This window comes from Reinekea marinisedimentorum (assembly GCF_004341165.1).
Classification (GTDB): Bacteria; Pseudomonadota; Gammaproteobacteria; order Pseudomonadales; family Natronospirillaceae; genus Reinekea; species Reinekea marinisedimentorum.
Genome location: NZ_SLZR01000003.1, coordinates 280,706 through 293,509, shown reverse-complemented (window position 1 = coordinate 293,509; position 12,804 = coordinate 280,706). Strand labels below are relative to the sequence as shown.

At 47.9% G+C, this 12,804-nt stretch carries 12 protein-coding genes and 3 tRNA genes; 9 read left to right on the top strand and 6 right to left on the bottom strand.

All coding sequences use genetic code 11. The features are described from left to right. Positions 1-2 precede the first annotated feature (2 nt). Complete coding sequence (locus BCF53_RS05505) at positions 3-1,016, top strand: quinone-dependent dihydroorotate dehydrogenase (protein WP_132700508.1); 1,014 nt, start codon at positions 3-5, stop codon at positions 1,014-1,016. Between the two features lie 57 nt (positions 1,017-1,073). Here the strand turns inward: BCF53_RS05505 and rmf are convergent, their stop codons facing one another. Continuing rightward, on the bottom strand, positions 1,074-1,289 hold the full coding sequence (gene rmf, locus BCF53_RS05500; protein WP_132700507.1) for a ribosome modulation factor: 216 nt from the start codon (positions 1,287-1,289) through the stop codon (positions 1,074-1,076). Positions 1,290-1,572: 283 nt separating this feature from the next. On the opposite strand from rmf, the gene rlmKL reads away from it, so the two are divergent. Further along, positions 1,573-3,726: a bifunctional 23S rRNA (guanine(2069)-N(7))-methyltransferase RlmK/23S rRNA (guanine(2445)-N(2))-methyltransferase RlmL gene (gene rlmKL / locus BCF53_RS05495; protein ID WP_132700506.1), complete on the top strand. Its 2,154-nt coding sequence runs from the start codon at positions 1,573-1,575 to the stop codon at positions 3,724-3,726. Between the two features lie 9 nt (positions 3,727-3,735). On the opposite strand, the gene BCF53_RS05490 is transcribed toward rlmKL, so the two are convergent. Next, positions 3,736-4,800, bottom strand: a complete 1,065-nt coding sequence (locus tag BCF53_RS05490) for a class I SAM-dependent methyltransferase (RefSeq protein ID WP_132700505.1) — start codon at positions 4,798-4,800, stop codon at positions 3,736-3,738. A gap of 22 nt (positions 4,801-4,822) precedes the next feature. Here BCF53_RS05490 and BCF53_RS05485 point away from each other — a divergent pair, with 22 nt between their 5' ends. Then, positions 4,823-5,242: a secondary thiamine-phosphate synthase enzyme YjbQ gene (locus BCF53_RS05485; RefSeq protein WP_132700504.1), complete on the top strand. Its 420-nt coding sequence runs from the start codon at positions 4,823-4,825 to the stop codon at positions 5,240-5,242. A gap of 10 nt (positions 5,243-5,252) precedes the next feature. On the opposite strand, the gene trmA is transcribed toward BCF53_RS05485, so the two are convergent. The 4 genes from trmA to folD all read right to left on the bottom strand — a co-directional run bounded on the left by trmA (position 5,253) and on the right by folD (position 8,588). After that, positions 5,253-6,341: a tRNA (uridine(54)-C5)-methyltransferase TrmA gene (gene trmA, locus BCF53_RS05480; protein ID WP_132700503.1), complete on the bottom strand. Its 1,089-nt coding sequence runs from the start codon at positions 6,339-6,341 to the stop codon at positions 5,253-5,255. A 124-nt stretch (positions 6,342-6,465) separates the two neighbouring features. Beyond that, on the bottom strand, positions 6,466-7,209 hold the full coding sequence (locus BCF53_RS05475; RefSeq protein ID WP_132700502.1) for a UDP-2,3-diacylglucosamine diphosphatase: 744 nt from the start codon (positions 7,207-7,209) through the stop codon (positions 6,466-6,468). Next, on the bottom strand, positions 7,209-7,706 hold the full coding sequence (locus tag BCF53_RS05470) for a peptidylprolyl isomerase (protein WP_132700501.1): 498 nt from the start codon (positions 7,704-7,706) through the stop codon (positions 7,209-7,211). The genes BCF53_RS05475 and BCF53_RS05470 overlap by 1 nt, the downstream gene beginning before the upstream one ends. 15 nt (positions 7,707-7,721) lie before the next feature. After that, the gene (folD, locus tag BCF53_RS05465) at positions 7,722-8,588 is read right to left on the bottom strand and encodes a bifunctional methylenetetrahydrofolate dehydrogenase/methenyltetrahydrofolate cyclohydrolase FolD (protein ID WP_132700500.1); all 867 of its coding nucleotides are present in this window, start codon (positions 8,586-8,588) and stop codon (positions 7,722-7,724) included. Between the two features lie 207 nt (positions 8,589-8,795). Here folD and BCF53_RS05460 point away from each other — a divergent pair. The 6 genes from BCF53_RS05460 (at position 8,796) to clpX (ending at position 12,722) form a co-directional block, all read left to right on the top strand. Continuing rightward, a tRNA-Pro gene (locus tag BCF53_RS05460) sits at positions 8,796-8,872 on the top strand. A gap of 55 nt (positions 8,873-8,927) precedes the next feature. Then, positions 8,928-9,004, top strand: a tRNA-Arg gene (locus BCF53_RS05455). An 18-nt stretch (positions 9,005-9,022) separates the two neighbouring features. Then, positions 9,023-9,098, top strand: a tRNA-His gene (locus BCF53_RS05450). 168 nt (positions 9,099-9,266) lie between these two features. Further along, entirely contained in the window at positions 9,267-10,580 is a 1,314-nt protein-coding gene (gene tig / locus BCF53_RS05445) for a trigger factor (RefSeq protein ID WP_132700499.1), read from the top strand. Positions 10,581-10,688: 108 nt separating this feature from the next. Further along, a complete protein-coding gene (gene clpP / locus BCF53_RS05440; RefSeq protein WP_132700498.1) occupies positions 10,689-11,321 on the top strand; it encodes an ATP-dependent Clp endopeptidase proteolytic subunit ClpP in 633 nt (210 codons plus the stop codon). 117 nt (positions 11,322-11,438) lie between these two features. Then, positions 11,439-12,722 carry an ATP-dependent Clp protease ATP-binding subunit ClpX gene (gene clpX / locus BCF53_RS05435; protein ID WP_132700497.1) on the top strand — a complete coding sequence of 428 codons (1,284 nt, stop codon included), beginning with the start codon at positions 11,439-11,441 and terminating at the stop codon, positions 12,720-12,722. Positions 12,723-12,804: the final 82 nt, after the last annotated feature.

The following is a 12,804-nucleotide window of genomic DNA, read 5'->3' as shown; positions in this document are numbered from 1 at the left end:
CAATGTACCAAGTGTTCCGTAAGGTAATCTTTTTGCTTTCAGCTGAAACCGCACACGATCTAACTATGGACGCGTTGGCTGCAGCGCAACGCCTTAAGTTAATTTCGCTTATGCCGAAGTTGACCAAGCAAAAGCCGGTCACGGTGTGCGGGATTGAATTTCCTAATGCCGTCGGTCTGGCAGCAGGGTTGGATAAGAACGGCGACTGTATTGATGCCTTGGGTGCGTTTGGCTTTGGCTTTATTGAGGTTGGGACTGTAACGCCCAAACCTCAGCCTGGTAACCCTCAGCCACGCTGTTTTCGAATTCCGGAAAAAGAAGCGCTGATCAACCGAATGGGCTTTAACAATAAAGGGGTCGATTACCTGGTTGAGCGGGTAAAGCGCAGCAATTATGAAGGTGTGATCGGTATTAATATCGGAAAAAACAAGGTCACACCGGAAGACGAGGCGATAAACGACTATCTGTACTGCCTGGATAGAGTTTATGAACATGCCGGTTATGTCGCGGTAAACCTTTCTTCTCCTAATACGCCCGGCCTTCGTAATTTACAGTTTGGCGATAACCTGAAGAACCTGATCAAGGCTTTGAAAGATCGCCAGCAGGAGCTGGACAAAGAGTTCGACCACAAGCCCATCTTTATTAAGATCGCGCCAGACCTGACTGAAGAAGAGGTCGCTGACCTGGCTGCTGTATTCAACGAGATGAAGGTCGACGGCATTATCGCAACCAACACCACCATTGAACGCGAAGCTGTCGAAGGGTGTAAACATGCCGATGAAGCCGGTGGGCTTTCCGGTGCGCCGGTGCGTGAGCAGTCTAATTTAGTATTGAAGCAATTCCGTGAGCAGCTGGATGAAAGCATTCCCATTATGGGGGTTGGCGGCATTATGAGCGCGCACGATGCGGAAGAAAAAATGAAGTTCGGGGCGGATCTGGTTCAGATTTATTCAGGCTTTATCTATTCTGGGCCATCACTGGTTAAGAAAATTGCGGCATTACTGGCCAAAATATAATGGCCTTAAAACGGAAAAGCCGGCTATTAACCGGCTTTTCTGCATGAATTCGTTGGTTTAATGATGAATGACGACTTCGTTTACCCGATGAATGCCGCTAACCCCTGTGTAGCCGTCCCAGTGGTCGCTGCGTCCTTCGCGCCAGCCGTTGACCCACTGTTGATGTTCAGGACCTTCATTCTTAGGGCATTGGTCCTTGGATTTGCCCTCTACACCAGCTTGATATCCTTTTTGAAATGCTCGTTCCATTTTGTCTCTTTTTTGTCTTCTCATACGTCTTCCTCGTACTTATAGTGCCAGAGAGTGGAACGGAAACTGGCTCCGCTCCGAGTAAACAACTAAAGATTAAGCTAGTTGTACATAATTGCGGACGGGCATGTCGATTATTAAAAACTTCTATTAATGCTTTTTTTAATGAACATTATTAATAAGAAATCGGAAACATTGGCATGCAGCTAATTGCGGGCCCTACAGAGCAGGTGGGTTTCAACGCACTTCAGGCTTTATAGGCTTTTGTTACAGAAACATTAATTTTTTATAGAGAATTTGTCTAAAAATGAATCCAGAACAAACTTATAGATTTTGGGTGACTTGCCCTCAAGGTGTTCATGGGCTTTTAAAGCAGGAAATTACTCAGATTGCCGAAGTTGAGGTTGGAGATTGGCATAAAGGCGTGACCTTTAGCGGCTCACTGGCGGATGCTTACCGGGTTTGTCTGTGGAGCCGGCTTTCAAACCGCGTTTATCTTGCTTTGGGTGAAACCAGCGAAGTTTCCTTTGATGAACTGCAGAGACTGGTTACTTCTGTTCAGTGGGATGAACATCTGCGCCCGACCGGCACCCTTCGGGTTAAATTCAGCGGGCACCTTCCGGAAATCCGAGATACCCGCTTTGGTGCTCAGAAGGTGAAGGATTGGGTCGTCGATCAGATTCGCGATAAGCATGGTTCGCGGCCCAATGTCGATGCCAAGAGCCCCGATGTGTCAATTTTTGCGCAGGTAGCCCGAAAGAAGATGTTTGTTGGCCTCGAATTCACCTCCGAATCGTTGCATAAGCGCGGCTACCGGCAATTTACTGGCCCGGCACCGATAAAAGAAAACCTGGCGTCTGCGCTGCTTATGGCCGCAGGCTGGCCGGAAATGGCAAAAGAGCGGAAGTCCTTTTTTGATCTGATGTGCGGTTCGGGTACGCTGGTGGTAGAGGCGGCTATGATAGCCGCCGACTACGCGCCCGGACTCGGCCGGGTGGAGTACGCCTTTGAGCGTTGGCTGCAGCACGATAACGTTGCCTGGCAGCTACTGTTGCGCGAGGCGCGTCAACGCCGTGAAAAGGGTATTGAAACCATGCCTGCGGTCATTGGCTACGATGCCGATGGCGGGGTTATCGCTGCGGCCAATGAAACGCTTGATAGCCTCGGCCTGTCGAAACAGGTTCGTTGTTATCACAAATCGCTGGATGAATGGGAAATGCCAACCCACCGACCGGTTAAGCCGGGGTTGTGGCTATCAAATCCACCTTATGGTGAGCGTTTGGGCGATAAGCCTTTGCTGCTGAAAACCTACCGGAAGATTGGTGAGCTGGCGCGTGAAAAGCTCGCTGACTGGCGAATCGGCATTTTAACATCCGATGATGTTCTGGCTCGTGAAGTGGGCCTGCGGCCCTATGATAAAAAGCGTTTCCATAACGGCCCGCTTGAAACCACGCTGTATCTGTATGATGCCGGTGAAGACCGTGCAGCATCCGCTGAAAGTTCAACTAAGACCAATGAACAGGTTCAGGGCTTTAAGAACAGAATCACCAAAAACTTAAAGCAGTTGAAGAAATGGCAGCAAAAAGAAGGTATTGAAGCTTATCGCATCTACGATGCCGACATACCGGAATTCGCGGTCGCGGTTGATAAGTATGGCGATTGGCTGCACGTTCAGGAATACGCGCCTCCTAAAACGATTCCGGTACAAAAAGCCGAGCAGAGATTGATGCTGGCTCTGGAAGCCTTGTCCGATATGTTTGAAATGCCGGTATCGCGCATTGCTGTAAAGCGTCGTGAGCGCCAGCGTGGCCAGAGCCAGTATGAGCGCAACGCCAGTCAGGGGCAGTTCTTTGAAGTGACCGAGCATGGCGTAAAGCTGAAGGTAAACCTGTTTGATTATTTGGATACCGGTCTGTTTCTGGATCACCGTAATTCGCGGCAATGGGTGCAACAGAACTGCAATGGCAAGCGAGTGCTAAACTTGTTTTGTTACACGGCGGCCTTTACCTCTCATGCTTTCGTGGGCAAGGCGGTAAAAACCGTCAGCGTAGATTTGTCTAAAACCTACCTGAAATGGGGCCGGGATAACCTGAAGCTTAACGGCGGAAAAGAAGGCCCGAGTCATCAGTTTATTCATGCAGATTGCATGCAGTGGCTGGCAGACTGTAAGGATTCGTTTGATATTATCGTTCTTGATCCGCCAACATTCAGTAACTCTGCCCGTATGAAAGATACTCTGGATGTTCAGCGTGACCACGAGTTTTTAGTGAACAGTGCAATGAATTGCCTGACGGCAGAGGGTGTGCTGATATTTTCCAACAACTACAAGCGCTTCCATATGGCTGACAGTCTGTATGAAAAATACGACGTTAAAGACATTACGAACCGCTCAGTGCCATTAGACTTTAAGCGAAGCAAACCCCATCGCTGTTTTGAGGTTCGCCACAAGTTTTCAGGCTGATTAACCCCATCATTTCGTGCAGCAGATAACGTTAAAGCGAGCATCCTTCGATACAATGTTTAGGGTATTGAAGTGCTCTTTTAGTGTTTTTCTGTAATCCAGATGCCGGTTGGCAACCAGCCAGAGTTGACCTTCTTTTGACAATACGTTTGCGGCATCGCTGATCAGTTTTTCTGCAACGGTTAGCGTCACGGTTGAATTCTGGTGGAAGGGCGGGTTGCAGAGAATAAGGTCGAAATTTTCAGCCTTAAGGTTGTTTAATCCATTGCTGTGATGAAAAAAACAATTGTGCTGCCCCTGCAGGTTCAGTTTTGCAGAGTCTATTGCTTGTCGGCTGTCGTCGGCCAGGTGAACCTCAGACGATGGCTGCACAGATAAAAACGTCTGAGTCAGAACGCCATTGCCGCAGCCGAGGTCGAGTACCTTTTTAGCCTCTGGCAATTGATTAAAGTATGAAATAAAAACTCTGGCACCGGGGTCGATGGATTTCTCTGCAAAGCAACCGGGCAGTACGGTAATGTCTTCATGGGTTAGAGGGTTCGCATAGCAGTTTGTTTTATTGGTTGTGGCGGGTTCTCTCGGTTCCGTAAGTCTGATGACCCGTGCTTTTTTCTCCGCTCTGCCGGGGTTTACGTTAGCGAACTGTTCATTCATTACCTTAATGTGCGCATTGTTTATATGCTTGGTCATGCCTAGCGCAAGAACTGTTCTATTTCCGGTGAGGCTGGGTTTCAGTGTTTCCAGCAACCATGAAAAATAGCTGGCCGATTTGGGAATATGAATAACGATTGTCTCAAATTGACCATCGGTGAATGGCGGAAACACCAGAGGTGGTGCTACTAGATTGTTTTGATTTGCGTTGTGCTGCAGCGCTTCAGCGGATGTTGCCGAATCCAGCCAGCAGCTTACCTGCTTGTTGTTCAGCGAAAGAGCAATAGCGCCAAAGCTGTCGTTAACGATCAGGCTGTTGCCCTGAACTTCTTCCTGCCGGTTCAGGAGTAACTCATCTGCTGCATTCCAGGCTTGTAATTGGTCATCTGCCGGTATTCTGGATAACCTTAGGTTTTGCAACATGCTGAATTCTCCGGGGTATTTTATGTGGTTTCAAAAACAGCTGATTTTACCGTCTTATGAGCGCGGGTTTCATTTAATTACCATCAAAGTTATTGAGCAATTGCCTGAAATAAATCAGTTGAACGTTGGTGTGCTGCATTTGTTCCTGCAGCATACTTCTGCTTCGATCAGTTTAAATGAAAATGCCGACCCGACAGTTCGGGCCGATCTGGAAACTGCCAGCAACCGAATAGCGCCGGAAGGGCACAATCTGTACCTGCATGATTACGAAGGTATGGATGATATGCCTGCCCATATTAAGAGTGCGGTATACGGTGTCAGTTTAACGATTCCTATCGCCAGCGGCTCTTTAGCACTGGGCACCTGGCAGGGGATTGTACTGGGTGAGCACAGAAACGATGCCGGTAGGCGCCGCATTCTGGCGACGCTGAACGGTGAATAGTGAGGCTCGTTTAAAGGCGTTCCAGTACGACACCGGCTTCCATATGATCGGTGTAAGGAAACTGGTCAAAAAACGCAAATGCGGTTATGCGGTATTCGTTTTTCAGGCTTTCCAGGTTTTCGATAAGGGTGTTTGGGTTGCATGAAACATAGACGATCTTTCGGAAATGTTTCAGCAGCTCTACACTGTCGCCGTCCAGGCCGGCGCGAGGCGGGTCTACCAGTACGGTGTCAAAGTCGTATTCTGAAATGCCGAACTCATTGAACCTTCGGTTGGGTTCGTTGTGCAGCCAGGCCTTAGATAGATCTTCACTGGCCATGCGGGCAATCTTCAGGTTCTCGCGCTTGTTCAGCTCAATATTTTCATTGGCGCATTTCACGGATGTGCGTGAAATCTCGGTTCCCAGGGCTCTACGGAAGTTCTCGGCCATAGGGATCGAAAAGTTGCCATTGCCGCAGTACATTTCCATCAGGTCTGCCTGCTGTGAATTGCGGGTGTGATTCACAGCCCAGGAAACCATTTTTTCACAGACCCGCGCATTGGGTTGCGTGAAGCCATTTTCATACTGACGGAACTGATAGCTTTTGCCGTTAATCTCAAGCTGCTCATTCACGTAATCGCGATCCAGAACCAGACGCTGCTTCCTTGCCCGGCCGATAACGGGTACGCCCCAGGTTGCTTGCCAGTGCCGGCCGCGTTCTTCCCAGGTTTCATTCAGCTGGCGGTGGTAAATAAGCGTAATAAGAGCATCACCCGCCTTGGTGGTTAAAAACTCAACCTGAAACAGTTTAAAGCGCAGCTCCGGATCTTCGTGAATGGCTTTCAGTACTTTATCCATTAGCTCGTTGATAAGCTCAGATGCAATAGGAAAGTCTTTAACGCACACCGGAGTACGAGGGTCTTCTTTTTTAAACATGGCAAGAAAGGACCGCTCATCTTCATGCCACACTCTAAATTCCGCGCGCATGCGATAGTGGCTTTTCGGGGAGTCGAAGACTTCTAACTCGGGCGTTTCCCAATCCTGAAATAAGCCTTTCAGCTTAAGTGCTTTGTTCTCAAGTTGGTTTTGGTAGTTCTCAGGATCGTAAGGAAAAGGCATTTTGGGGCTCGTAATTAAAGGGTGCGCCGATTTTATGGATGTAGATTATTATTTCTACTTTATACCGTTATCTAACTGTCGGAATCCATTTATCGGGCTGTTTCGCTCTATTGTTTATCAGTAATTAGAAGCTAGGGTCGCTGATCGAGAATTGGTGCAGGGTAGGGGTGTTTTCATCAATTTTCCCGTACCAGCCAAGCTTGTCCCAGTCACCAAGTACCATTCTTAACTGGTTATGTTCGTAGCTGTGAATGTCTGCCATGTGGGTATGACCATGCACCAGTACATCGCATCTTAGTGACCCTAAGGCCTCTGTGATGGCGCTCTCGGTTACGTCGATATAGACCGGATTTTCACTGAATCGCTGCTTGGAGTTGGCTCTGAGTTTTTCAGCCAGCTTTTTTCGGTAGCTTTTTGGCAGCTTCTTCAGAGTGCCCAGAATAAAGGGGTTGCGTATGACTTTGCGGAATCGCTGATACTGTTTGTCATCGGTACAGTAGATGTCGCCGTGGCTTAAAGAGACTCGTTTGTCAGCTATCGTGAGCGTGGTTTCGTCGCCCAGTAGCGTCATGCCGGCAGCGTTGCAGTAGTCTTTGCCAAGTGCAAAATCGCGGTTTCCGGGAATATAAAACACGTTAATATCGTGGCTTTCAGACAGCCTGCGCAGCGCTTGAGCAACCTGTTCGGTCAGTGGCGTGGAGATATCATCACCCAGCCAGTATTCAAAGAAGTCACCCAAAATAAAGAGGGCATCCGTTGAGCTGGGAATCCAATCCAGAAACGCAAAAAAAGCCCGGACACAATCCGGGCGATCTGCTGTTAGATGAATGTCTGAAATAAACAGCGCATTCCTAAAGCTAAGTGTCATTATTCGACAATTACTGCTTTTTCAATGATGACATCGTCAGCCGGTACATCCTGGTGGCCACCCTTGAAGGTAGTGGCAACAGCCTTCATCTGGTCTACCACTTCCTGGCCTTCAATGACTTCACCGAACACTGCATAGCCCCAGCCATCCATTGTTTCAGATTTAAAATCCAGAAAAGAGTTGTCTGCTACGTTGATAAAGAACTGCGCAGTTGCAGAGTGAGGGTCCATAGTGCGGGCCATGGCAATGCTGTATTTGGTGTTTTTCAGGCCGTTGTTGGCTTCGTTTTCAATAGGAGCGCGAGTAGTGCGTTGCTTCATACCAGGTTCAAAACCGCCACCCTGAACCATAAAGCCATTAATAACGCGGTGGAAGATCAGGCCGTCGTAAAAGCCATCCTTAACGTACTGCTCAAAATTAGCGGATGATTTAGGGGCTGCTTCAGTATTCAGGGCGATTTTGATGTCACCCATAGAGGTCGTCATTAAAACGTTCATGTCGTTTCCTTTTGGTTAATTAGTGATGCCCAGGTGCAGCTGCTTTGCTGCAATCAGTGTGTTTTCCATCAGGGTGGCAACTGTCATAGGGCCTACGCCTCCCGGTACCGGAGTAATCCAGGACGCCTTTTCTTTAGCAACGTCGAATTCAACGTCGCCAACAATATGGTTGTTTTCATCACGGTTAATGCCAACGTCGATGACAATAGCGCCGTCTTTGATCCACTCGCCTTTAACCAGGCCGGGTTTGCCGGCGGCAACAACAATAACGTCAGCCTCGCGGATGTGTTGTTCCAGGTTACGGGTAAAGCGGTGAGTTGTGGTTACCGTGCAGCCGGCGAGTAAGAGTTCTAACGACATCGGGCGGCCAACGTGGTTGGAGGCACCGACGACAACGGCGTTTAGGCCGCGTAACTCTTCACCCGTGCTTCGCAACAGAGTCATAATGCCCTTGGGTGTGCAGCTTTCAAGAAGCGGTCGTCTTTGTGCCAAGCGGCCAATGTTATAGGGGTGAAAGCCATCAACGTCTTTATCTGCCTTAATGCGCTCTACTATAGTATCGGCATTAATATGTTCAGGCAGTGGCATCTGTACAAGAATACCGTCTATAGAAGCGTCTTCATTCAGCTGATCAATGAGTTCAACCAGCTCAGACTCCTTAGTGGTTTCAGGTAGGTCATAGTTTTTAGACTTGAAGCCCACTTCTTCACAAGATTTTATCTTGCTGGCTACATAGCGCCCGGAAGCGAAGTCGCTGCCGACCATAATAACGGCTAAACCGGGTGGGCGATGCCCCTGGCTGGTTAAGCTTGTTACATCAAGTTTGATCTGTTCTTTCAGGCGTATTGAGATTGCCTTTCCATCTATTAGTTTTGCCGTCACAGTCTTTCCATATAGAAATACATAATGGCGGGCGATTTTCTCACGCGCTCGTTCATTCAGCAATAAGGTTGTGTTTGCTGGATGAATTTTGTTCAAAACCATCAAAATGGCCCTATCGTGTTGTTTTTTAACATTTTTTTAAAAAAACGTTTGACGAAGTAAGAGGGGATCATTAATATGCGCGCCACGTTGACGGACACAGTCAGTCGGAGCATAGCGCAGTTTGGTAGCGCATCTGGTTTGGGACCAGAGGGTCGGGGGTTCGAATCCCTCTGCTCCGACCAATCTTCAGGCAACTGAAGAGGGTAGTGACAGGTGACCAGTAGGGACGGGCATCAAGCGCTCGTAGCTCAACCGGATAGAGCACTCGCCTTCTAAGCGAGTGGTTGCAGGTTCGAGTCCTGCCGGGCGTGCCAGTTTCAACGTATATTGTGGTGGGCGTAGCTCAGTTGGTAGAGCCCCGGATTGTGATTCCGGTGGTCGTGGGTTCGATCCCCATCGTCCACCCCAGTTTTGAAAAAGGCCGTTTTTAAAACGGCTTTTTTTTTGCCCAAAATGTGCTGATTGCCTCGCGTTTCGCGTTTTAGGGCTTGATTATGGGTTGTTGCGTACTTAGAGTAACAGCCCCAAAAAATTTCATTCATCAGTTTTAAGATACAAGTTTAAAGAGGAAGCCTCATGCAAGTTTCTGTCGAGACGACCACTGGTCTTGAGCGCCGCATGACTGTTGGCGTGCCAGCAGGCGAAGTAGATAACGCTGTTAGTCAAAAATTAAAAGAAACCGCTCGTCGTGTACGAATTGATGGCTTTCGTCCAGGTAAGGTTCCAGTTTCTGTCGTAAAGCAGCGCTTTGGTGCTGGTATCCGTGCTGAAGTTCTGGAAGAAGTGGTTCGTAACTACTATGTAAAAGCACTGACTGAAGAGAAAGTTGTTCCAGCAGGTTCGCCTAGCATCGAATTTACAAAAGATGCTGCGGGTGAAGATGTTGAGTTCACTGCGACTTTTGAAGTATTCCCGGAAGTTGAGCTGGCTCCGTTTGACGGCTACGAGTTCGAAAAATCTTCTGCCGAAGTAACCGATGCCGATATCGACACTATGCTGGAAAACCTGCAGAAGCAGCGTGCTAACTACGTAAGCGTAGAACGCCCGGCAGTCAATGGCGATCGCGTTAAGATTGACTTCGTTGGTAAGGTTGACGGCGAAGCTTTCGAAGGCGGCAGTGCTGAAGGTCAGTCCGTAACACTGGGCTCAGGTCAGATGATTCCTGGATTTGAATCCGGTATCGAAGGTATGAGTGTTGGCCAAACTAAGGCTGTTGAAGTAACCTTCCCGGAAGACTACGGTAATGAAGAGCTGGCAGGTAAAGCTGCGGTTTTCGATATCACTCTGCATGAAGTTGCTGAAGCCGAGTTGCCAGAGCTGAACGAAGAGTTCTTCACCGCTTTTGGTGCTGAAGGCAAAGACCTGGAAACGTTCAAGGCTGAAGTGCGCAAGAACATGGAGCGTGAAGCCCGTACTGCGCTGGAAGGTGCTCTGAAAAATTCTGTTATTGACCAGTTGGTTGCTTCTAATGAATTTGATGTTCCTTCTGCACTGGTTGCAGACGAGATTCAAAGGCTTAAGCAGCAAGCGCTTCAGCAGTTTGGTCAGCAGGCTCAATTCGATGTGAACACTCTGCCGGACGAAATCTTCAAAGATCAGGCTGAGCGTCGCGTTAAAGTTGGCCTGATTATGAACGAAGTGATCTCTAAGGCTGAGATTAAAGCGGACGACGAAACTGTTGATGCATACATCAACGATCAGGCTTCTGTATACCAGGATCCTCAGCAGGTCATTGACTATTATAAGAGCAATGACGAAATGTTAAATCAAGTTAAGGCGGCAGTGGTTGAAAACGCTGCAATCGACCATATCTTAAAAGCATCTAAGGTAGCTGAAACAGTTGTTAGCTACGAAGAAGCCATTAAGTCTAAGAATGCAGCACAGGGTTAATTAAGTAACTCTTTGTTACAAAGTACATTTTTATGACTACAATCAAAGTTGGCTCTTCCAAAAGAAAGCCAACTTTTTTTTGTCCTATTGAATTCAAGGAGTCGATATATGTCATCAGATCGCCGTTCAGGTTTAACCAGCGAGATCTATAATGCAGGCGGCCTTGTGCCGATGGTCGTTGAGCAGACATCTCGGGGTGAGCGCTCGTTCGACATATATTCAAGATTATTAAAAGAGAATGTGATTTTTCTGGTTGGCCAGGTTGAAGACTACATGGCTAACCTGGTGGTAGCCCAGCTGCTGTTTCTGGAAAGCGAAAACCCGGATAAAGATATTCATCTTTACATCAACTCACCGGGTGGTTCAGTGACTGCGGGTATGGCCATCTACGACACGATGCAGTTTATTAAGCCAGACGTAAGCACTATGTGTATTGGTCAGGCGGCGAGCATGGGTGCTCTGTTGTTGGCCGGCGGCGCTAAAGGTAAACGTTTGTGTCTGCCGAATTCCCGCATGATGATTCACCAGCCTTTAGGTGGTTATCAGGGCCAGGCAACGGATATTGAGATTCATGCTAAGGAAATTCTCGATATGAAACGCCGTTTGAACGAGATTATGGCGCATCACACAGGTCGTCCTATCAGCGAAGTCGAGAAAGATACCGACCGGGATAACTTCCTTACAGCCGAACAAGCCGTTGAATATGGCCTTGTTGACAGGGTTGTGGATCACAGAATTTAGAATATGCTGTTACCCGTGTGGTTTACGAAAAAACCACACTGAAGCTCGCTTAAATACTTGCAATTATGGTGAGCTGGTTACATCTTTATTAGATACACAGGTATTTGGAGTCTTTAAATGGCCGATGATAAAACCAGAAAGGGCGATGATGGTAAGCTACTTTACTGCTCTTTTTGTGGCAAAAGTCAGCATGAAGTAAGAAAGCTGATCGCAGGGCCTTCTGTTTTCATTTGCGACGAATGTGTTGATTTGTGCAACGATATCATTCGTGAGGAGCTGCAGGAGGCGGCACCTAAAGCTGAAAGTACGAAATTGCCAGTACCTTCAGAAATCCGGGCGACGCTGGATGAATACGTGATTGGGCAGGAAAGAGCAAAGGTGGTTCTTTCAGTCGCTGTTTACAATCACTACAAGCGTTTGCAGTACGGTGAAAGCAGTCAGGATGTTGAACTGAGCAAGTCGAACATCCTTCTGATTGGTCCAACTGGTAGTGGTAAAACCCTGCTGGCTGAAACTATGGCCAGATTACTGAATGTTCCTTTCACCATGGCTGATGCGACAACGCTGACCGAAGCCGGCTATGTTGGTGAAGATGTTGAAAACATCATTCAGAAGTTGCTGCAGAAGTGCGATTACGATGTTGAAAAAGCTCAACGTGGCATCGTTTACATCGATGAGATTGACAAGATTTCACGAAAGTCAGACAACCCCTCAATCACCCGTGATGTTTCCGGTGAGGGTGTGCAGCAGGCATTGCTGAAGTTGATTGAAGGCACGGTCGCCTCTGTTCCGCCGCAAGGTGGCAGAAAGCACCCGCAGCAAGAGTTTTTACAGGTAGATACAAGCAATATTCTGTTTGTTTGTGGCGGTGCATTCGCCGGGCTGGAAAAGGTTATTCAAAACCGCACTGAAAAGGGCGGTATTGGCTTCACAGCTCAGGTCAAGAATAAAGAAGACCGCAAGGCCGGTGCGATTATCGCCGACGTGGAACCGGAAGATCTGGTTAAATATGGTCTGATTCCTGAGTTTATTGGCCGACTGCCAGTGGTTGCTACCCTTCGTGAACTCGATGAGGATGCACTGGTTCAAATTTTGACTCAGCCGAAAAACTCACTGGTCAAGCAGTATCAAAAGCTGTTTGAAATGGAAGGTGTAGAGCTCGATATTCGGGAAAGTGCGCTCAAAGCCGTAGCTAATAAAGCTATGGAGCGTAATACCGGTGCCCGTGGTCTGCGTTCCATTCTTGAAAGCGTGCTGTTGGATACGATGTATCAGGTGCCGTCAGAAGAAAGCATCAGTAAGGTGGTAATAGACGAATCTGTAATAACAGGTGAGTCTGAGCCATTACTTATTTATGAAAACTCTGAACCTCCTAAAACTGCCAGCGGGCAGGCTGATTAAAAACGGGCTTTCAGCCCGTTTTTTTTGCTAAGGCATTGATATCTCTGAATTTATCGCCATAGTAAGATCGTAAGAAATTAAT